Source organism: Paenibacillus sp. SYP-B3998 (assembly GCF_010820665.1).
GTDB lineage: Bacteria > Bacillota > Bacilli > Paenibacillales > NBRC-103111 > Paenibacillus_E.
The window spans coordinates 78,594-98,592 of the sequence record NZ_JAAIKC010000009.1; the positions used below are offsets into that span (position 1 = coordinate 78,594).

The 19,999-nt window shown below is 48.1% G+C and carries 19 protein-coding genes; 13 read left to right on the forward strand and 6 right to left on the reverse strand.

Features of this window, described 5'->3' with window-relative positions:
• Window positions 1–126 precede the first annotated feature (126 nt).
• From GK047_RS20525 to GK047_RS20540, 4 genes are read right to left on the reverse strand one after another with little or no spacing between them, the layout of a single operon-like run.
• Window positions 127–1,419: an MBL fold metallo-hydrolase gene (locus GK047_RS20525; protein WP_163951114.1), complete on the reverse strand. Its 1,293-nt coding sequence runs from the start codon at window positions 1,417–1,419 to the stop codon at window positions 127–129.
• Window positions 1,419–3,074, reverse strand: a complete 1,656-nt coding sequence (locus tag GK047_RS20530) for an ABC transporter permease (protein WP_163951117.1) — start codon at window positions 3,072–3,074, stop codon at window positions 1,419–1,421. The genes GK047_RS20525 and GK047_RS20530 overlap by 1 nt, the downstream gene beginning before the upstream one ends.
• Before the next feature lie 24 nt (window positions 3,075–3,098).
• The gene (locus GK047_RS20535; protein WP_163951120.1) at window positions 3,099–4,193 is read right to left on the reverse strand and encodes an ABC transporter substrate-binding protein; all 1,095 of its coding nucleotides are present in this window, start codon (window positions 4,191–4,193) and stop codon (window positions 3,099–3,101) included.
• Between the two features lie 18 nt (window positions 4,194–4,211).
• The gene (locus GK047_RS20540; protein ID WP_163951122.1) at window positions 4,212–5,210 is read right to left on the reverse strand and encodes an ABC transporter ATP-binding protein; all 999 of its coding nucleotides are present in this window, start codon (window positions 5,208–5,210) and stop codon (window positions 4,212–4,214) included.
• A gap of 172 nt (window positions 5,211–5,382) precedes the next feature.
• Between GK047_RS20540 and GK047_RS20545 the strand changes: the two genes are divergently transcribed.
• The 4 genes from GK047_RS20545 (at window position 5,383) to GK047_RS20560 (ending at window position 9,076) form a co-directional block, all read left to right on the forward strand.
• Entirely contained in the window at window positions 5,383–6,282 is a 900-nt protein-coding gene (locus tag GK047_RS20545) for a LysR substrate-binding domain-containing protein (protein ID WP_163951531.1), read from the forward strand.
• A gap of 104 nt (window positions 6,283–6,386) precedes the next feature.
• The gene (locus GK047_RS20550) at window positions 6,387–7,253 is read left to right on the forward strand and encodes a hypothetical protein (RefSeq protein ID WP_240344068.1); all 867 of its coding nucleotides are present in this window, start codon (window positions 6,387–6,389) and stop codon (window positions 7,251–7,253) included.
• A 39-nt stretch (window positions 7,254–7,292) separates the two neighbouring features.
• Window positions 7,293–8,165, forward strand: a complete 873-nt coding sequence (locus tag GK047_RS20555) for a hypothetical protein (RefSeq protein WP_163951125.1) — start codon at window positions 7,293–7,295, stop codon at window positions 8,163–8,165.
• A gap of 185 nt (window positions 8,166–8,350) precedes the next feature.
• Window positions 8,351–9,076, forward strand: a complete 726-nt coding sequence (locus GK047_RS20560; protein ID WP_163951128.1) for a DsbA family oxidoreductase — start codon at window positions 8,351–8,353, stop codon at window positions 9,074–9,076.
• Window positions 9,077–9,351: 275 nt separating this feature from the next.
• Here the strand turns inward: GK047_RS20560 and GK047_RS20565 are convergent, their stop codons facing one another.
• Complete coding sequence (locus GK047_RS20565; RefSeq protein ID WP_163951132.1) at window positions 9,352–10,395, reverse strand: SIS domain-containing protein; 1,044 nt, start codon at window positions 10,393–10,395, stop codon at window positions 9,352–9,354.
• 259 nt (window positions 10,396–10,654) lie between these two features.
• Between GK047_RS20565 and nagA the strand changes: the two genes are divergently transcribed.
• The 5 genes from nagA (at window position 10,655) to GK047_RS20595 (ending at window position 15,911) form a co-directional block, all read left to right on the forward strand.
• Complete coding sequence (gene nagA, locus GK047_RS20570) at window positions 10,655–11,857, forward strand: N-acetylglucosamine-6-phosphate deacetylase (RefSeq protein WP_163951135.1); 1,203 nt, start codon at window positions 10,655–10,657, stop codon at window positions 11,855–11,857.
• Window positions 11,858–11,884: 27 nt separating this feature from the next.
• The gene (locus tag GK047_RS20575; protein WP_163951138.1) at window positions 11,885–12,847 is read left to right on the forward strand and encodes an ROK family protein; all 963 of its coding nucleotides are present in this window, start codon (window positions 11,885–11,887) and stop codon (window positions 12,845–12,847) included.
• Between the two features lie 171 nt (window positions 12,848–13,018).
• Window positions 13,019–13,885 (forward strand): class II fructose-1,6-bisphosphate aldolase, encoded by an 867-nt coding sequence (fba, locus tag GK047_RS20580; RefSeq protein WP_205516897.1) that lies wholly within the window; start codon window positions 13,019–13,021, stop codon window positions 13,883–13,885.
• On the forward strand, window positions 13,882–14,811 hold the full coding sequence (gene pfkB, locus GK047_RS20585) for a 1-phosphofructokinase (RefSeq protein WP_163951141.1): 930 nt from the start codon (window positions 13,882–13,884) through the stop codon (window positions 14,809–14,811). The genes fba and pfkB overlap by 4 nt, the downstream gene beginning before the upstream one ends.
• 299 nt (window positions 14,812–15,110) lie before the next feature.
• Window positions 15,111–15,911: a DeoR/GlpR family DNA-binding transcription regulator gene (locus tag GK047_RS20595; protein WP_163951147.1), complete on the forward strand. Its 801-nt coding sequence runs from the start codon at window positions 15,111–15,113 to the stop codon at window positions 15,909–15,911.
• Here GK047_RS20595 and GK047_RS20600 read toward each other — a convergent pair.
• Window positions 15,878–16,135 (reverse strand): hypothetical protein, encoded by a 258-nt coding sequence (locus tag GK047_RS20600; RefSeq protein ID WP_163951150.1) that lies wholly within the window; start codon window positions 16,133–16,135, stop codon window positions 15,878–15,880. The two genes, GK047_RS20595 and GK047_RS20600, sit on opposite strands and share 34 nt — an antisense overlap.
• 45 nt (window positions 16,136–16,180) lie before the next feature.
• Here GK047_RS20600 and rbsK point away from each other — a divergent pair, with 45 nt between their 5' ends.
• The 4 genes from rbsK (at window position 16,181) to yunB (ending at window position 19,999) form a co-directional block, all read left to right on the forward strand.
• Window positions 16,181–17,092: a ribokinase gene (rbsK, locus tag GK047_RS20605; RefSeq protein ID WP_163951153.1), complete on the forward strand. Its 912-nt coding sequence runs from the start codon at window positions 16,181–16,183 to the stop codon at window positions 17,090–17,092.
• A 278-nt stretch (window positions 17,093–17,370) separates the two neighbouring features.
• A complete protein-coding gene (gene sdaAB / locus GK047_RS20610; RefSeq protein WP_163951157.1) occupies window positions 17,371–18,072 on the forward strand; it encodes an L-serine ammonia-lyase, iron-sulfur-dependent subunit beta in 702 nt (233 codons plus the stop codon).
• The gene (sdaAA, locus tag GK047_RS20615; RefSeq protein ID WP_163951160.1) at window positions 18,069–18,944 is read left to right on the forward strand and encodes an L-serine ammonia-lyase, iron-sulfur-dependent, subunit alpha; all 876 of its coding nucleotides are present in this window, start codon (window positions 18,069–18,071) and stop codon (window positions 18,942–18,944) included. The genes sdaAB and sdaAA overlap by 4 nt, the downstream gene beginning before the upstream one ends.
• A 260-nt stretch (window positions 18,945–19,204) precedes the next feature.
• Window positions 19,205–19,999, forward strand: a complete 795-nt coding sequence (gene yunB, locus GK047_RS20620; protein ID WP_163951536.1) for a sporulation protein YunB — start codon at window positions 19,205–19,207, stop codon at window positions 19,997–19,999.

A 19,999-nucleotide genomic window follows, 5' to 3' on the forward strand; every position in this document is an offset into this window, starting at 1 on the left:
AAAAAGGAGCTGTTTTCACTCATCAACAATTGATGGGAAGACAGCTCCTTTGTAGTTAATAACGATGAAGACATGAATTTAATCGGCTGAGCTACCCAACTTTGTAGTAGCGGTACACTCATGGCTTTATAAGAAGACACGATCTCCAGGTTGTAAGGAGAGCAGGTCAGAGTAGCCTTCCGTCAACAACTGTTGAATCAGTAAGTCAGTCTCTATTTTTGGGGCATGTACAAGCAGCTTAGGACAGCTGCTTGGCAAATATTGAAGCATCGTCTGCACATCTGGCAGTCCTTGATGGATTTTGTAACGAACGGCCATCATCTGGCAGCCTCGCACTTCCTCGGACTGAGCAAGGAGTTGATGAGCCGAGCTGCCTTTGGCGACGTGACCGGTAATGAGGATGCCGTTAGCTGGTTTGCTTCGTAGTTTTTCATAGTACCACCTAGCCTTTGGAGATTGCATCATGCCATCGCTGGTGAAGAAAATACTTGGCTGCTCTTCTGTGAGCAGGCGCTCGCGCTCAACCTCATCCCGGATAACCTCGAAGCTTCCGTTGCTCAGCGCTTCAGCGATGAAGCGTTCTGCCTTTGGCTGCAGCCATTCCGGTTGCTGGCACATGAGTTCCATTGCGCCCAGCAGCTCTTGCTCGACTCGGATCGGCACAGTCGGGAATTGCTGGCGCATGAGCAGCATAAGCTCTTGCCCTCTGCCGCTAACGGGTACTGGCAGTAAGAGATGTCCGCCGCTGGTCAGCACGTTCTCTGCTGACGAGTACAGCTTAGCGAGCTTTTCGGCTTGCGGCTCGGCGTCTACCCCGTAAGCGCCATCAATAATGGCGCCATGGAGCCCTCCGATGCCGCCGGGTAAATCCTGCAAGGAATCTGTTCCGAGCAGGAGCGATTCCTCGCTATAGTCGCCCGAGTAAAATAATCGCTTGCCCTCGATTTCGAGCAGCAGCCAGACCGATCCAAGCATGTGACCGCTTCTGCCCCAACACAGGCGAATCGTGGGGGAGAGATCCATCCACCTAAGAGGTCGGACTGTTTCCTCCAAGAAGGCGTACGTTACTTGCGAGATATGCTTCTCTTCATAAGGTAGCTCGCCGCTTTGCTGCTGGACGTAGTTGCTCCAAGAACGATAGTAAATAGGCAGTTGTTCTGCGGTTATTTGTGTTGTCCATACCTTCCCTGTGTAGCCATACTTGTACAGCAATGGAAGGGCAATCGAGTGATCTTCATGGGCATGAGAAAGGAACACAGCATCCAAATTGCTAATTTCAGACGATTCAAGCAGGGGATATTCACCGCAGCCAACGCGTTTAACACCACAGTCCAGAAGGATGCTGGTCTTCCCCTTTTTTATCCAATAGCAGGAGCGACCGTGTTCACCGGCGCCGCCCCAGACTTTCAATTGCATCATTACGCATTCCACTTTCTATTCGAATTCATGCTGTTCACGAGAAGCAGAAGCAGCGTTGTTAAGCCGACGGAAACGACGGCCATCGCCATGCCTAGAGAGATTTGTCCTTGCTCGAACTGGGCAAAAATATAGGTGGCCGACGTTTGCATCGAGGGTGGCAGCACCATAAGTGAAGCCACCAGTTCCCGAAGCGAGATTGTGAACGTCATCATCCAACCGGCCAGAATACCAGGCAGCAGCAGCGGCAGCATGATTCGCCGGAGTACATACCAGGGCTTGCCGCCAAAAACCTGCCCAGCCTGACGCAGGGATTCGTCGAGTTGACCATTCCGTCCCTTCACGTATTGTACGGTGTAAGGAAGGAAGAAGATAACGTAGGTGAGAACGACCATACCATACGTATTATAGAGTGGAATTGGCATCCAAGGTGCGTTCCACAGCATGATGAGTCCAACGACCATGACCATATCGGGAACCGTATTCGGCAGCAAGCTCAGCATATCCGTCACGCGTTGAGGCAGACGGCGAGAGCGGCCGATCGTAAGTGCAAACCAAGTGCCAAGTGCCGCTGCTAAGCAGGCGGCGAGCAGGGCAAGTCCCATACTGTTCAGCAGCGCTTTCATACTTGGGGATCCCCAAGCCAGCAGCTCTCCGTAATGCTGGAGTGTAAGGTTGGTCCAAGCCAGACCGTTTCCACGGAGCTTCATCAGCGAAGCAGAAACGATGGAGAAGTAAGGAATACCAATGGCAGCGCCAAGTAGAATAAGGATATACCCCCATGCGATGGCTTGCTGCCAACTGCGATGGGCATATATTTTCTCGCGCGAGCCTTTACCGCTGACTAAGTTATAGGAATGCCGCCGTACGACGACGGATTGAACGTACCAAAGCACTAGACAGACCATGAGAAGCAAGGAAGCTAAAGAGGTTGCCTTGCCGAAATCAATCGGCCAACTAGAAATCGAAGCCTGAATTTCCGTCGTAAGGACGAAATAGCCGATGCGGCGACCGAACGTCGCTGGCGTGCCGAATTCGGCCAATGTCTTCACGAAGATGAGCAGTGCGCCCATCACGTAGCTAGAGAAAATGAGCGGCAGCATAACGCGCCGCACCGAGTAGAAGAAGCTTGCTCCATGGATGGCTGCTGCTTCTTCTTTGTTTCCGCCAATTTGTTCAATGGCATTTCGCAAGATTAAGTACAGGAACGGAAATAAATGTAGACTCATAATCGTCACCATGCCGAAGAGGCTGAAGAAGTGACTGCTGATCCACTGACCTGCAGGCCAAAGCTGCTCAAGGTAGCCTCGAGGCTGCATAAATAAAATCCAACCCATCGATCCGATGTAGGGAGGCGTCATAAATGGGATCAGAAGCACGATGTCCAGCCACCGATGCTTGCGCAGCGGGGTTTTGGCCATGATCCAAGCTAAAGGAAGCGACAGCAGCGTACTGCCGACCACAACCCATACACCAAGCATCAAGGAATGGGTGAATAAGGAAGTTAAATCTTTCTCCAGCACGGTGCGAATTGGCGCGAGCAAATCGAGCGAGCCGTGCGGCCATATGCTGGTCATACATACATATAAAAGAGGGAGGACGATTAGCATTGCCAGAAGCAGCAAGGCTAAAACCGTCCCCGTACGTTTTATGATCATCGGGCTGTCATCCTCATCCAGTGCTTACTTTTTAAACAGTTGCGTGAATTTCTGTGAAACCGTGGTTTGATTGTCGTTCATCCAGCCCCAATCCACTTGCAGAGCAGGAATGTCTTTTGCGCTAGGTCTACCTTGTACTTGAATGTCACTGCGACCAGATAATACGTAGGCATCTGTGACTAATTTTTGCGCTTCATCGGAAATAAGGTAATCTATGAAAGCTTTGGCATTGTCCGTATTTTTGCTTGCCTTCATAATCATAGCCGGTCGTGGAGAAATGACGGTTCCGCCAGCTGGGTAAATTAGATCAATGGGCTCTCCCTTAGCTTTGGATGCATAAGTCATGTAGTCTACGCTTGCCATGACGATGCTTTTTGCACCAGAGATCACGGGATCTAGCGCTTCTTGGTTAGCGCCGGCGATGATTGCGCCGTTAGCTTTCACCTTGTTGAATAAATCCCAACCGGCATCCCCGTTTTTGTTGACATAGCCCGTCATGAAATCTAGTGCTGAACCAGATTGAGCAGGATCGGGAATATTTACTTTATCTTTCCATTCAGGCTTTGTCAGGTCGTTCCATTCTTTGGGAGGGGTGGTGACGAGCTTCGTGTTATAAGCAATGCCTAGAGCTGATAGGCTGTAGCTAAAATAGTTGCCTTCTTTGTCGGAATAAGCAGGAAGCAGCTTGTCGGCGCCTTTTGCTTCTTTATAAGGGAGAGTAAGGCCACTTTTGGTCATCCCAATCGCAGCTGGCAGGGAAGCAAGGACCACAACGTCAACGACTGGGTTCGCTTTCTCCGCTTCCATTCGCGCCAAAATTTTACCCGTCGTTCCTTGGAACATTTCGACTTCTACGCCGGTTTTAGCTTGGAAGCCTTTTTGAATTTTCACAGCCAAATCATTCGGGCCAGCGCTGTAGACAACAAGCTTGCCGCTTAGTTTCTTAGGGTCAGCTGAGGCGGCTGTCGTAGCTGCTGGAGTGGCAGCCGAAGGGGTGGCGCTTGCACTTGATTGCTTTGTTGCTGTCCCAGTCCCGCAAGCGCTCAAGCCAACACCAATTAAAACGGACATTAAAGCTAATGTACTTGTTTTCAAAGATTTCTTCATTTTGATAGACATAGTGGCAATCTTCCTCTCTTATTTGCGTTCAATGTGATGAATATGTACTTGGGAAACGTACAAGCGTACGTGTTCTCCAATCGATCTTCGTGCGGAATGATAGGCCATCCATACCCCTAAACCACCCAAGTCCACACCGATTTCGTAACGTTCACCGGTATAGCTGACGGATTGAACAACACCATCGTAGAAGAGCTCATTTGCAGGCTCTAAGGGTGAATCAACTTCCGTAGAAAGTGGCGTCAATCGCACATGCTCTGGACGAATGAGCCGTTTTTCTGGCTCCAGCCAGTTCGTTTTACCAATAAAACGAGCGGTAAAAGCATGATTAGGCGTTCGGTAAATCGCTTCAGGAGCATCCTTTTGTAAAATGCGCCCCTTATTCATCACGACGATTTCGTCGGACATCGACATCGCTTCCGTCTGATCGTGGGTCACGTAGACAGCGGTGAAACCGATGCTGCGAACAAGGTTTAGAATTTCGAGACGCATCTCGTCGCGCAGCAGGGCATCCAAAGCGCTCATGGGTTCATCGAAAAGGACAAGCTGCGGACGAACCGCTACGGCGCGGGCGAGCGCTACGCGTTGCTGTTGACCGCCAGATAACTGGTGCGGGTAGCGTTTTTCCATCCCGTTCAAGCGAACCAATTCAATGGCTTCCATGGATCTTTTGCGCCAATCCGCAGTATCCCCTTTAGCTTTTAGACCGAAGGCGACATTTTCCAGCACATTCAAGTGCGGCCAAAGCGCGAAGTCTTGGAAGACCATGCCGAAATTGCGCTGATGCACGGGACGGTTGACCCGGCGCACTTTGGAATATAAGCAGATATCCCCGAAGTGAATTTCTCCTTGATCCGGCGTTTCAAGTCCAGCGATGATACGGAGAAGGGTTGTTTTACCACAGCCCGATGGACCGAGCAGGGTAGTAAACTTCCCCTTCGTCAGGGAGAGATCAATGGCTTCCAGCGCTGGTGTGGAGCTGAATGATTTGTTAATTTCGCGAAGTTGTAAAGTCATCTTAGGCTACCTTCCGTGTTTAGGAACTCAAGATTTAGTCTAGCGATGCACAATTAATAGAGTGTCATGGGGATGTAAATCTTTTGTTAAATTTTTATTGGTAATCTATTATTCTTCATAGATTTTTTCTATAATGAGGGCGACAAGAACCTGTGAAGAGGGGCCGCCCATGATGAACTGGAATTTAACCAAGCTTCAAATCATTGAATTGCTGGACAAGCACAAACGAATAACCGCCGTAGCCGATCACTTGGACTTGAAACAGCCGACGGTATCCTTTCACATGAAAAGTATGGAGAAGGACATGGGGGTGCAGTTGTTTTATGCAAAAGCAGGAAAAGTACATCTGACCGAAGCGGGACAATCCCTCCACCACTATGCTGTGAAGATTAATGCACTTGCTCAGGAAGCAGAAAGAGTTGTGAAAGAATTCGATGAGCGGGGCAGCGGTTTACTCAAAATAGGAGCAAGCTACGTGCCAGGCACTTATGTGCTTCCTGCCATTCTGAGCCAATTCTCGAAGCGATATCCAAAGATCTCAATTTCGTTAACTGTACGGACTTCCCCCGTTATTCAGGACATGCTGTTGAATCACGAAATCGATATTGGCATCATGTCCTCTGAGCCGTTTCAGTGGGCGCCGCTTATTGGGGAAACGTTATGCGAGGATGAGCTTGTTATCTTTTTTGCCCCTGCTCATCGGTTGTCCCGTTTGGAAACGTTGTATCCGGATCAGTTGAATGATGTCCCTTTTATTCTACACGGCCAAGAATCCACAACGCGCTCTATGACGTTGAAATGGGCCAAAAGTCAGGGTATTGAGCTGAGACCGGTTATGGAAATGGACTCTCTTGAGGCGATTAAGCAAGCGGTTATGGCTGGAGATGGCGTTTCCTTTATTTCGAAGCTTGCCATTGCTAAAGAGGTTCAACGCGGTGAGCTGACGTATCGTCCGATTCCGCTGAACCCATTCAAGAGGTACATCTACTTCACCTATAACGAGGACCGACTTCGCTCCTCTTTCTTCGATAGCTTCTTTGATCATTTACGTGATTCTGTCCGAATGTTTTAATTTTATTTACAAAAACCACATATGAAGAAAACAATCCCATGACATTTCTCCTTTAGTGTCTAGTTTGTAATGAAAAACTTTCCAGACGGAAAAAAAGGAGATGAATGATGCGCAAGAAAAACGTGTGCACGGCCGTTCTCGCAGTGATTGTAGGTTCCAGTCTATTAGTGGGATTGTCTGGAGCGCCCAAGCCCGCAGCGGCTGCAAGCAACATGGTGCCAAACTACGAGGTGAAGCTGCTGCTCGATCCAAGTGTTGTGCTCGGTTCTGATTTTAAACTGGCTGGCAGCGTCAAAACTGCCTTCGGAATGCCCGATTCTGTAACGAAGATGAATGTGGAGTTTCTAGACACGAACGCAAAGGATATCTACAACAACGGCTGGAGTCCGCGGATTCGTAAAACCGAAGGAGAGAGTAACTTCGAGCTTAGCTACAAGAAGCGCTATGCAATTACAGGCAGCGATATCAATGCGGCATTGACGCAAGCGAATCAAGAGGGATTCGATTCTGGCGATACGAATTACGAAGCGCAAGTGGAGTGGGGCTATCAGAAGAAAACCCTGAGCATTACCCGTTCCAAAAGCGGCACTAAATCGGGTTACAGTGGAATGGATCTGCCATCTTTAAGTGATTCCCGCAGTCTGCTCATTAATAACGCGCCAGATAAATTTAATAATTGGGTGTCCAGCGGATGGGGCGCCAGTAAAATTTCTTCCTCTCGCGTATATGGTCCCGTACTTGCTAAGCGCTCCGTTGGTACATGGAACGGCCTGCGAGTATATATTGAAGTATGGCCGATTAAAAATGCAGCGGGTACTGGAACTGAATATATCGTTGAAGCTTCATTCAAGACAGATAGCGAAGCTACAGCATCTACTAAGCATGATGAGTTAATCACTTATTTGCAGGGTAAAGGCTGGTTCTTAGCACAAGATTCTTTGAAGACACAACTGATTATGGACCGTTACTAATACCAAGCTAACAATCTAAATTGACTAGGAGATGAAGGTATGTTGATAAGAAATAAGCGAATGAAGTTAAGCTTGATGACGGTGGCGGCGGCAGTGCTCTTGACTGCGGTGTTCTCCCCCCAGCAGGCGCTTGCCAAGAATGGGAAACCGAGTTATGAAGTTAAATTAAATTTGGCTCCAAGCAAGGTAGCAGACTCCAGTCATAACTTGGTTAGCGCGGTTCGCAGTCAGTTCGACACTGGCTCATCTTCCAAAAGCTATCGCGTTCAGTATATGGATACAGCTTCACGCACGTTGGACGCTCAAGGTTGGAGTGATCGCATTCGCAAAAGAAGCGATCAAAGCACACATCAACTGCAGTTCAAGAAGCGTTATCCCATTGCAAATGGCAACATTGACGCCGCTTTAACGACCGCGGCAAACGATGGTCTAGACAGCTCGGCTTCCGGTTTTGAATTTCAAGTTGATTGGACCTTCAGCAAACAAACCTTGAGCGTTCAATATGAGAAAGAGTTAACGGTTTCCGGCTCCAGCGGGAGTGGTCTGAAATTACCGAATCTAAGTGCATCCCGTAGCTTGTCTGTGAGTAACGCGCCGAGTAAATTAGCCAACTGGACGAGTTCAGGTTGGGGAAAAACCCAACTGAACAATGCGGTTATTTATGGTCCAATTGATTTCAAAAGATACAAGGGAACTTTCGAGGAATTGGAGTTAGACATCGAGGTATGGACGATTCTGAATGCAAGCAAAACCGGTACGGAAGATATTGTTGAAGCGTCTTTCAAATCCGATAGCTTAAGCGAAGCGACTAGTGTTCGCACGGAATTGATCGATCTGCTGCGCAGCAAAGGCTGGCTTGTTGAATCTGACGTTTTGAAGACGAGTCTCATTATGGACCGTTACGCTCCCTGAACGTAGTGAAATAAAAGATTGCTGTTATCTGACTTTAAAGTTGGATGAGCAGCAATCTTTTTGTTATTCGGCGGGGACTTGCCTAGTTGCTGTTGTTAACCTATAATGTGCTTATACGAATTGCAGTTGACTCGATCACGGCAATTTTTATATAAATTTTCTAAATTAACCGAGGAGGCATTCATATGCAAGTAGAAATTTGGTCGGACATCATGTGTCCGTTTTGTTATATAGGTAAACGTCGTTTTGAAGAAGCGCTGGAGCAATTTGCTCAAAGAGATCAGGTTCAAATCGTTTATAAAAGCTTTCAATTGGATGCAAGTTCACCGAAAGATGTAGCACATGATGTGCATGACATGCTTGCCAATAAGTACGGAATGAGCCGTGAGGAGGCTATCCGTATGAACGATCAATTGACCGTGCAAGCGAAAGCCTTGGGACTGGATTATCAGTTTGATACGATGATCCTGACGAATACATTAGATGCTCATCGACTTATTCACTACGCTGCACAATACGGGAAAAGCACAGAAGTGACAGAGCTGTTGTTTAAGGCCTATTTCACAGATTCCAAACATGTCGGCCAAGCTGCGACATTAGCGGCGATCGGGGCTCAGGCAGGTCTTGATTCAGAGGCGATTATTGCGATGCTGGCGAGTGAGCAGTTCGTGAAAGAGGTGCAGGCCGATCAGGAGGAAGGGGCGAGACTTGGCGTTCAGGGCGTGCCTTTCTATGTGATTAACCGTAAATATGCGATCTCTGGTGCCCAGTCTCCGGCCGTATTTTTGGATACTTTGGAGAAGGCCTGGTATGAAGCACATCCGCTCATCGACTTGACTCCATCTTCTGGTTCAGCAGACGAGATGTGTACCGATGGTGTGTGTGGTGTCAATGGCGTAGAAAAAGCCTGATTCTACTCAGATAAGTAAGGAAGAACAGAAAGGTAGTCCAGCTGCTAACAGGCAGTCGGGCTACCTTTTTTTAATTTCATGGATCTCGTATTTTACGTGCTGGAAAGTACAGTAGCATGATTGGATTGTGTATACAGTGAAATGGCGCATGAGGCAGTAGGGCCAAGTCAGCGGTTAACGGCCTGTAATGAAAACACAAAAACCTCTGGTTTGCACACTCTAAACATGTGCGAACCAAGAGGTTTCTCAAGTTAAATATATACGTACTGCTAACTTTACAGCTTAACCCAAGCCACCAAGCCATCCGGTTGGTCCGGATTAATACCTTGACGCTCTGCGCTGGTCAAAGCGACGATTTGGGGAATGAATATAAAAGGGATGCCTTGGGCGGCAATATCTAATTCATTGTCTGAGATGACAGCGAGATCAACGTACTCGGCTGGAACGGCCTCAGCCCGATCAGCGAAGGCGATGATGGTTGCGCCTCTGCCTTTGATGTCGCGCATTAGATTACGCTGATGCGCTGTGCCATCACCAGAGATTGCCGCGATGACGAGCGTGTCCGCTCCAACGGTTACCATGGGACCGTGGCGAACGTCCAGCAGATGGAATGAATGCGCCTGTACTTTGGCAATTTCAGTTAAAGCAATGGCCCCTTCGGATGCTAGGCCTTGCAGTTCGCCGTCGGCTAGAACTACGGCGTTCGTCCATGCGAAATCGGCCGCTTTACGGATGCCGCTTTCAACGCGTGTCATGAAAGCTTCGCCTTGGCTGATGGCCTTTTGGATATCAGCGATCAATTCTTCGTCGTTGCCAAGGAAGGCAGCCAGCATGAGGTTAGCTACATAGAGATTGCTCACAGTTCGAGTCTGGCAAACGCTATGGTCGAATGCCCAAGGCAATTCAAGGGAAAAATCAGCTTGTCGGGAAAGCGGAGAATCCATCACACAGGAGAGTGTCAACACAGGAATATGTTTGTCGGTTTGGATCAGGCGCACCGCTTCGACAACTTCGCTTGTACTGCCCGAACGCGATGGTGCTACTAGCAAGGTGTTTGCAAGCAAAGAGCGATAGCGCTCTGGATTTAGCATCAGATCGCCGCCTGCGAGTGCGCTTGAAGGTAGTCCCGCACGTAAACGGAAGGAAAACGCAGCGGATTCGCTTAAGCAATAGCTGGAGCCGCAGCCTACGAATGTGATGGAAGTGACGGATTGCGCTTTGGCAAAAGCAACGATTTCTTGTCTCTTAGCCTGCAAGTAGTCGTAGGTGTGTTGTAATGCTGTATATTGCTGTTTAATTTCACGATAAGTTAAGCTCATGAATAATTACCTCCTAGATAGGGATGTGTCTGTAGTGTCATTTTAAATCAAATAATTTATTATTTCAATCATAAAATGATTTTTGCAATCAATTAATGATTTTTACAATCTTTAATTGATATTTCATTGCTACAATTTCATAGATTAAACGAAATGAATCAAAAAAAGATTGAAAAAATCATTTGATAAGATTATTATAATCATGAATATGAAATAAAAAATCAATTTAAATTGCTTACATATAAAAGGGGAGATGTTGATGCAGCATAAAGCGACACTCATTTATAACGCACGCATTCTAACGCCTACAGGCTGGATTGAGAACGGCAGCTTACTCATCCAGAATGGCCTTATTGCTAAAATTGCTTCTTATGAGACTATCTTAGACGAGTTTGCAGAAGCGCAGGATCGAATGGATGCTTGCGGGCAGCTTTTACTGCCAGGGTTCATTGATATTCACGTTCACGGCGGCGGGGGCTATGATGCCATGCTGGGAAGTGTTGACCACCTTCAAGGTATGTGCCGATTTCATGCTTCGAATGGAACAACTTCATTATTAGCAACAACGCTTACCGCAACCAATGAAGAGATCATTCGTGCGCTAGACTGCGCTGCACAATCGATGAAGGTGGAACGCGAGCCCGACGGCGCCAACCTGCTTGGTGTTCATCTTGAAGGTCCATTTCTGAATAAGGTTAGATGTGGGGCTCAGAATCCAGCGGATCTTCGGGAACCTTCTATTGAAGAATTTGAAGCGTTTTGGTCAGCTTCGCAGGGAACGATCAAGTTGATGACGATTGCTCCGGAATTGAATCATGCCGAGGAAGTTATCCGTCATGCCGTTCAAAAAGGAGTCGTCATTTCCTTAGGTCACACGGACGCCGATTTCGAAACGATGCAGCGAGCGGTGGAGTGGGGAGCTACTCAGGTTACGCATCTTTTCAATGGGATGAGACCTCTGCACCATAGAGAACCGGGAGCTGTTGGCGGTTCCCTGATGTTGGATCAATTAGCGGTTGAAATGATTTGCGATGGCTATCATGTTCATCCGAGTTTGATCAAGTGGGCTTTCACTGTAAAACCGGAAGGAAAGGTTCTTCTGATCACCGATAGTATGTGCGCGGCTGGATGTCCGGATGGCGAATATGTGCTCGGCAAGCTGCCCGTTATTATGAACAAGGGCAAGGTTTATTTGAAGCAAGAAGATGGGACAGAAGGCGGTCTGGCCGGAAGCTCGCTGACGATGATCGAAGCTTTGGCCAACACCGTCGCGTTCACAGGGATGGATATTGCAGAAATAATTCCCGCACTCACGCTTCATCCTGCCACGCAAATCGGTTTACAAAACACTAAAGGAACGATTGAGCTAGGTAAGGATGCAGATCTAATTATTGTGAATGAGCACTTTCAAGTGTGCCAAACTTTTGTGCGCGGCCGCAGGGTCTATGACCGGGAGGCATAATTGGCAGTAGAGGAGGAGGGGATATCCTTGAAATATGCAGCAGGTGTTGATGTTGGCGGCACGAATATTGTTTGCGGCTTGTTGGATGAACGCGGTAACGTTCTTGTTAAACGGAAATATCCGACGGCTCCTGAAAAAGGCTCTCGCGCTATTCTAGAGGGAATCGCGATGACGCTTGAAGAGCTAAGAGAAGAAGCGGGAATCGCTTCTAAAGATGTGCAGGTAGTTGGTCTTGGCATTCCTGGTCTCGTTGATCCCGAGGCAGGGATTAGCCGTCGAGCGGTAAATTTGCAATGGCATCAAGTTCCTGTCGTTGCGGAGCTTGTCGCAATGACCGGGAAGCCTGTCTTTATCGATAATGATGTGCGCATGTATGTATACGGCGAAGCGATTGCAGGCGCTGGGCGCGGGCACGATTACGTATATGGGATAACGATCGGTACAGGTTTGGCTGCAGCTTTCGTGCAGCATGGGGAGATGTACTATGGAAATCGCTTCATGGCGGGGGAAATTGGGCATGTACCGATAGACCATGTAAACTTCGCGTGCAGCTGTGGAAGAATTGGCTGTCTCGAAACGTTCGTATCTGCGACAGGGATCGCGCGACAAGCCCAGACGCGAATAGAGCAAGGCGAGGAAAGTATGCTCCGCGAGTGGTTTCCCGACGTGAAGAACATTCGCGCAAGTGATGTATCGCGTGCTTGTCTGGCTGGCGATAGCCTGTCGCGAGATGTGCTTGAACAGACTGGACGCACGCTTGGACGCGCGCTTGCCTGGGTCGTGACGATCCTCTCGCCGGATGCCATTGTTATCGGTGGAGGAGGCGCCTTAGCGGGCGAACTGATCTTTGAACCGATGAAGCAAGAATTGAATGTGAGACTGCTCGAAGATTACCGCGATCATTTTGTAATCAAGACCGCAGAGCTCAATGACGATGCGGGCATTATTGGAAGCGCGCTATGGGCGCTGCATCGCCATAAACAAAGATGAGTGCTGCTCGTTCCTTTGTTTCATAAAACGATATCAGTTCAGCACAACTTACGGTGCTGATAATCTTCGAAATACGCAGTAACGCTTGTAGGGATCGATTTTATGGAAGAGATCCAAAGTTACGATTACGATGCCAATTTTCTGGCGAAAAACGCTTAGGGGGAACTTATTATGCCACTTATTTCATCCACTGAAATGCTTCGAATTGCTAGAAAAAACAAATATGCCGTTGGTGCTTTTAACGTACACACACTGGAAATGCTTCAAGCGGTCGTTGAAGCTGCGGTCGAAACGCAATCCCCGCTTATTATTCAATCGACGGTAGGGACGGTTAAACATTTAGGCCCTGACTACATCGCGGCTGCAGCTACGGTTGCTGCTAATCGCACGGGACTGCCGATTGCACTGCATTTGGATCATTGTACAGACTTCCCGACGATCGTTCAGTGTATCCGTGCAGGCTACACATCGGTTATGATCGATGCTTCCATGTATCCTTTTGAAGAGAACGTTGAACGCACGCGCAAAGTGATGGAAGTGGCAGCTGCCGCAGGCGTGAATGTGGAAGCAGAGCTTGGCAAGGTTGGCGGCGTTGAGGACGACATCGTCGTGGACGAACGCGATGCGCTATTAGCCGATCCAGATGAATGCAGCCTGTTTATTGAGCGCACAGGTGTGTTTACCTTAGCCCCGGCTATCGGTACGGCTCATGGTATTTACAAAGGAGAGCCAAACATCGACTTCGCACGAATTGGTCAAATTGCCGATCGCGTTGAAGCTCCTTTGGTTCTGCATGGCGGGTCAGGTATTCCGGCTGAACAGGTGAAAAGAGCGGTTGCTCTTGGGATGGCTAAAATGAACATTGCTACAGAATTGCGCATCGCGTTCTCGGATGCCATTAAAGAGGTGTTCGCTGCTCTTCCTGAGGAAAATGACCCTCGGAAATACATGGTTCCTGCGAAAGAAGCTGTGAAGCGACTTGCCATTGAGAAAATGCAGCTTTGCGGCTGTATCGGCAAAGCCGGCGATATTCGATGATCACAACGGTTACGCTTAATGCGGCCATCGATAAAACGTACTATGTAAAGCAGTTTGGCTTGGGTGACGTTCAGCGCGTCACCCGGCAAATCGCCGAACCGGGTGGTAAAGGCAATAACGTAGCCAAGGTCATCCGACTGCTTGGCGGTGACGTAACGGCATCTGGATTTGCTGCCGGGAGCAGCGGTTCTTTTATTGAGGGAAGTCTGATGGAACGGGGCATTCAGACTTCTTTCGTTCGTGTGCCAGGAGAATCGCGCGTTTGTCTGAATATCATTGATGAGTCCAACGGGACCTCGACAGAGCTGCTTGAGCAGGGACCCGATATTAACGCAGCTCAAATCATTGAGATCAAAGAAACCTTGCACAGGTTGGCTCTGCAATCAAGCGTTGTCGTACTGTCCGGCAGCTTACCTCCGGGTGCGCCTGCTCAATTGTACGCCGAGCTGATCGGCATCATTCAATCCACGAACGCGCGCGCTTTCTTGGATACAAGCGGAGCTGCGCTGAGCAGTGGGCTGCAAGCTAAGCCTCATTTTGTGAAGCCGAATGAACAAGAGTTGGCTCAATGGCTAGGACGTGACCGCTTGGATGAAGCCGAATGGCCAGCAGCAGCCGAGAAGCTCGCAAGCGAAGGCATAGCCCAAGTGTGCGTCACACTTGGCAGTCGCGGAGCCATAGCCTTCATCGATGGGGAAGGGTATCAAATTATTCCTCCAAAGATTCAGGCTGTGAATACGGTTGGCTGCGGCGACTCGTTCGTTGCAGGCATGGCTTTCGCGGAAGAACGCGGAGCTGATCCTGCTGAGAAACTGCGAATCGCTTCAGCGGCTGCAGCTGCGAATGCGATGTCTGATAAAGCTGGTCATATTGACTATCAACTTTTCCAAGAATACGTAAAGCAAGTGAAAGTCATTGCTCTGTAGGGGATACGTTTGGTGAAGGGGAGAGGGGAATACGAACCTGCCTCTGTTTTTGGAGAAGCTCGTGGCGACTAACGATCAGGATCTAGCTTTGTTAGCGGAAGCCTAGAGAAAGCGTGGCAGCACGGTTGTGGCTAGTTTCCCTTTACGTCCCTCTCCACTTGTGACCTTGGCGAAGGAAATTATCGATGCTGGCACAATAGAATTGCAGTTCACTCGAGTCCGCTTGCAATCCAGCCCTTCATCCTCCAAAATTAGGATTAGCATGGATGACGGACTCCGATTCGTCAAAGGAGAGAGTTATGGAATATTCAAAGAGCGAGCTGCGCAGATCGAAGGCTCTGGAGCTTATTAAATTGCATGGAAAAATATCGATTCAAGAAATTATCGAAGTTATCGGCTGCTCGGAAGCTACTGCAAGACGCGATTTGGATTTACTAGAGAAATCTGGACAAATTATTCGTACCATTGGTGGAGCGATCTATGAAGGAGCGCTCATGCAATCAACCTCCGAGCTTCCCTTTGCGGACAAACGCTTTTTCCAGCGGCAAGGCAAAGAACGAATCGCCGAAGTGGCTGCGAAGCTGGTTGAGGAAGGGGACATCGTCTGTCTGACCGGGGGGACCACAACATTTTTCATTGCTAGAGCATTGAAAAAACATCGCAATATAACGATTGTCACTAACGCTGTGAACATCGCTTCTGAGCTGGCAGATGCAGATGGCGTCCAAGTTGTAGTCATTGGCGGCGTCATGCGTGCTAAGAGCTATGAGCTTAGCGGTCCGCTTGCCGAAAGCGTGATTGATAAAATTAACGTTACCAAAATGTTTCTTGGCGTGGACGGCGTTTCGCTGGATCACGGATTCACGATGCATTCCGAATTGGAAGCTCGCATCGCTCAGCTGCTGATCGAACGCTCCAGTCAAGTATACGCGGTATTCGACCAAAGCAAGCTGGAGAAAAGCGCGTTGTTTACGATTATTCCTTTGCATCAAGCAACGGGAGTCATCACGAACAAGCAGCCGGAGAACTGGTTTGAGCAAGCCTGTAAGGAACAGCAAGTTGCTATTCACACGACGATAGATGATGCTGTCAGGCAATGATCAAGGTTGAGGTATACGCCAATCGCTCGATTGGATTCATCGAGCCTAAATTCGTCAGCATACCTACAAGAGACTTGCGTCTCCAAACCAACCTCCTCAGCTGTTGATGCGGGTTCGACGGAGCCTACAATCATTGGCACACTGGCAATTATCATAAGAAGAACCTCGATATCCACCGAACAGTGGGCGCGAGGTTCTTTCTTGCATATTGCCAAAACGAACATTTTGCATCATCATGAAAAATGTGAACGAAAAGGGAGGAAGAATACGTGAAACAACCGCATATCGTTGTGGTCGGAAGCTTAAATATGGATCTTGTCGTCTCCATGCCGCGCATGCCCAAATTGGGCGAAACGGTCAGTGGAACAGACATACATACAATTCCAGGAGGTAAGGGAGCCAATCAAGCTATAGGCTGTGCCAAACTAGGCGCTAAGGTTACGATGATCGGAGCCGTAGGACAAGATGAATTTGGCGATAAGATTCTTCGTCAGATGAAGGATCATGGTATTGAACCAAGCTGTATTTCTCGCATGGATAATGTTCCGACAGGCACCGCTACTATTTTTCATACGTCAGAGGATAATTGCATCGTTATCGTTGCGGGTGCGAATGGAAACTGTACACCAGAGTTCGTCAGTGCTTATGAATCGCTTATTTTAACGGCAGACGTGCTGCTAGTACAATTGGAGATTCCTATAGAATCGGTTGCGAAAGCACTAGAAATTGCACGTAAATGTAGCGTTCGTACCGTATTGAATCCGGCTCCAGCTCAAAAATTGTCAAAGGGACTGCTTCATTTAGTCGATTACCTCACACCCAATGAAACAGAATTTGAGCTGCTAAGCGGTGCTTCTTACGCAAACGACGAGGATCTACGGTTAGGAATGAGGGATTGGCAGGATGAGTTCGGTCCGCAACTGCTAATAACAAGAGGGAAACACGGCGGATCGTTCCTATATGAGGGGAGCCTTCATACGGTGCCTGCTCCTAAAGTCAGCGTAGTGGATACGACTGGAGCTGGCGATGCGTTTAACGCCGCATTCAGCGTTGCGCTTGCAAGCGGGAAAGAATTGAATGAATCTGTTCAATTCGCTGTCAAATCTGCTTCTCTATCCGTCACCCGATTCGGCGCGCAAGATGGGATGCCGACTTTAGAAGAACTTAAGATGGAACCCTAAGAAGGTAGGAATCCTTTGCAAATGTCCGCTCTGCTGAAATACTCGCAAGTGTCATGAATAAATGTATGGATGCATTGGAAAAACTTACACGGACAGGTGATCCCAAATGAATATTGAAAGTTAAAGTGGGATTGTCTAGAGCATTTGGATCGGGATCATCGGAATGTCAGATGTCCTGAGGAAGTTGGGCTTTTTACGTCTATATGAGGAGGAGCAGAGACAGCCTGTAGCGAAATAGTATAGGTTAGGATTTATATACAGGTATGGAGGCTTCCTCTATGAGGTTTAAAGACGTATTTTCAATTATCGGTCCGGCGATGGTCGGGCCTTCTAGTTCTCATACAGCAGGTGCAGTTCGCATAGGCAAAGCGGCTCGCCAGTTGTTCGGTTCGCAGCCTGAGCTCGCGCATGTCCTATTTTATGGGTCTTTTGCAGCGACTTATAAGGGGCATGGAACCGATTTGGCGATCGTAGGCGGCTTATTAGATTGGCCGACTGACGACCCAAGAATTACCCGGGCCATAGATATCGCGAATGAATCTGGCATGCAAGTCTCATTTGAACAAGGAAAAGGATTATTTAGCCATCCGAATACAGCTAAGATCGTGCTATCCTCCTCTGCATTATCCAAACAATTATCGATTGTCGGAACTTCGATTGGCGGAGGTAACATCGAGATTATTGAAATCAATGGATTTAGTGTGAAATTATCGGGATTATACCCTTCCATTGTTATAAAGCATCATGATTGGCCGGGCGTTGTAGCGGATGTCACACAGTTGCTCAAACAACGACAAACGAATATCGGACATATGTCCGTAGATCGTAAAAGCCGTAGCGGTGATGCATTGACGGTGATGGAGTTGGATGTACCTGTTACCTCCGAATTAATCTTGGAGCTAGAGCAATTTCCGGCAATTCAATCCGTGGATGTCATTGACTTGAGCAGAAATAGTAGCTTAGAGGAGGAGACGGAATGAATTTTACAACCTTGCAAGAGCTTAAAGTTCTTTGCGAACAACGAAATATGAGCATAGGACGAGTAATGCTCGAAGAACAAAGTGCAGAATCAGGTCGTCCATCGGAACAAGAGTTCGCTCAGATGGCTGATTATTATACGATTATGAAGAGTGCTGTTGAACGGGGCTTGCATGAAAACACAACATCCCGCAGTGGGCTGACTGGACTAGATGCGCAGCGTGTCATGACCTTCAGAGACCAAGCTGAGTCTAATCTGGGTGGTGCAGCAAGCGAGGTCATGGCTTATGCGCTTGCCGTTTCTGAAGTCAATGCGTCCATGGGGCGCATTATAGCGACGCCAACTGCTGGATCATGCGGCATCATACCCGGCGTATTCGTTAGTTGTCAGCAACGTTTCGGTTGGGACGATGAGCATATGGTCTACGGGCTATTTGCAGCTGGTGCTATTGGTTATGTCATTGCCAATAATTCTTTTATCTCTGGAGCAGAAGGAGGCTGTCAGGCAGAGGTTGGTTCTGCTATTGGAATGGCTGCCGGTGCTCTTGTGGAGCTGCGTGGCGGTACAGCGGAACAAGCCATTCATGCAGTCGGTCTTGCACTCAAAAACTCGCTAGGCCTCATCTGCGATCCTGTTGGCGGCCTCGTAGAAATACCTTGTATCGTCCGTAATGGATTCGGAGCGGTGACCGCTCTAGCCGCAGCAGATATGGCATTAGCTGGGGTTCGCAGCGTTATTCCTTCTGACGAGGTCGTTCAAGTCATGCTCGAAGTCGGTTCATCCATGCCCGACAAACACCGCGAAACAGCAGGTGGCGGTCTTGCCCAAACACCGACGGGGCGCAAAATTATGAGCGAACTGAAAAATAAATAATTAAGAAGATAAAACAACGTTGAATCTACGACACAAAAATTGATACAACTCGCCACCTTCCAAAAAAGGTGGTTTTTTGTTGAAGGAAGGAGACATTCGCTATGGGTGAGTACAATAATCTGAGACTAGGGGGTAGTATGTATAGGCTCGTAGATGTGGAAATTGTATGTATGGAGCCGAGGTTCCGGTAGCGTCTTCTTTTTTACCCTTTGTATGCATAAGGTTGTAGTAATGACAAGCAGACAGGGGGAAAAGGGATGCTGCGAAGACGACGGTGGAGAAGCCGACCTACGGGGAAAACAAGCCGCAAAAGGGTTCTACTCATCGGCCTTCTCATCTTAGTCTTGTTCGTTGTACAGTCGTTTATGTTCGTGGAACGTAATTTACGTCCACCACTCATGAATTTGGCTAAAATTCGTATTAAGCAGATTGCTACACAAGCAATCAATAGTGCGATCGCGAATCATATTGCAGGTAATACGAATGCTGAAAAGCTTATTGATTGGAAAACGGACAAAAACGGGAAAATTACCGGGTTCATGCTTAATTATGCGGAGCACATGCGGATTACCTCCGATACCATTAAAACCGTCCAGGGTGAACTTAATAATTTGCAAAGCATTAATGAACATATTCCTATAGGGCAGGCGATGAATAGTGCTATTTTGGCATCGTTTGGTCCAGATGTTCCCATTAAGCTGCTCCCGGTTGGTAATGTGAAAGTGGATCTTAATACACGTTCCCAGAACGCTGGGATTAATATGGTTTTATTTGAGGTGTATGTGCGTATTATTGCAGAGGTTTCGGTGATAATCCCGTTTGACTCGGATACGGAAATCGTAGAAACCGAAATTCCAATTTCTTACTCGCTTGTTGTTGGTGATGTTCCTACTTATTATTTTGATAGTAAGGGGAATCCAGTTGGAAGCAATAAGGATAGTGTCCCCCCCAACTTATCACTTCCAAGTTTACCGAATGGGGGTGCGACTGTTCCCAATATTGACAACGTGGTGCCAAAATCAAAGGAAAACAAACAAGAAGAGCCGACCCAATAA

Excerpts from the sequence above, each read along its gene's own strand:
- GK047_RS20525 (WP_163951114.1), bottom strand. The coding sequence starts at position 1,419 with ATGATGCAATTGAAAGTCTGGGGCGGCGCCGGTGAACACGGTCGCTCC.
- GK047_RS20530 (WP_163951117.1), bottom strand. The coding sequence starts at position 3,074 with ATGATCATAAAACGTACGGGGACGGTTTTAGCCTTGCTGCTTCTGGCA.
- GK047_RS20535 (WP_163951120.1), bottom strand. The coding sequence starts at position 4,193 with ATGTCTATCAAAATGAAGAAATCTTTGAAAACAAGTACATTAGCTTTA.
- GK047_RS20540 (WP_163951122.1), bottom strand. The coding sequence starts at position 5,210 with ATGACTTTACAACTTCGCGAAATTAACAAATCATTCAGCTCCACACCA.
- GK047_RS20545 (WP_163951531.1), top strand. The coding sequence starts at position 5,383 with ATGAACTGGAATTTAACCAAGCTTCAAATCATTGAATTGCTGGACAAG.
- GK047_RS20550 (WP_240344068.1), top strand. The coding sequence starts at position 6,387 with ATGATGCGCAAGAAAAACGTGTGCACGGCCGTTCTCGCAGTGATTGTA.
- GK047_RS20555 (WP_163951125.1), top strand. The coding sequence starts at position 7,293 with ATGTTGATAAGAAATAAGCGAATGAAGTTAAGCTTGATGACGGTGGCG.
- GK047_RS20560 (WP_163951128.1), top strand. The coding sequence starts at position 8,351 with ATGCAAGTAGAAATTTGGTCGGACATCATGTGTCCGTTTTGTTATATA.
- GK047_RS20565 (WP_163951132.1), bottom strand. The coding sequence starts at position 10,395 with ATGAGCTTAACTTATCGTGAAATTAAACAGCAATATACAGCATTACAA.
- nagA (WP_163951135.1), top strand. The coding sequence starts at position 10,655 with ATGCAGCATAAAGCGACACTCATTTATAACGCACGCATTCTAACGCCT.
- fba (WP_205516897.1), top strand. The coding sequence starts at position 13,019 with ATGCCACTTATTTCATCCACTGAAATGCTTCGAATTGCTAGAAAAAAC.
- pfkB (WP_163951141.1), top strand. The coding sequence starts at position 13,882 with ATGATCACAACGGTTACGCTTAATGCGGCCATCGATAAAACGTACTAT.
- GK047_RS20595 (WP_163951147.1), top strand. The coding sequence starts at position 15,111 with ATGGAATATTCAAAGAGCGAGCTGCGCAGATCGAAGGCTCTGGAGCTT.
- GK047_RS20600 (WP_163951150.1), bottom strand. The coding sequence starts at position 16,135 with ATGTTCGTTTTGGCAATATGCAAGAAAGAACCTCGCGCCCACTGTTCG.
- sdaAB (WP_163951157.1), top strand. The coding sequence starts at position 17,371 with ATGAGGTTTAAAGACGTATTTTCAATTATCGGTCCGGCGATGGTCGGG.
- sdaAA (WP_163951160.1), top strand. The coding sequence starts at position 18,069 with ATGAATTTTACAACCTTGCAAGAGCTTAAAGTTCTTTGCGAACAACGA.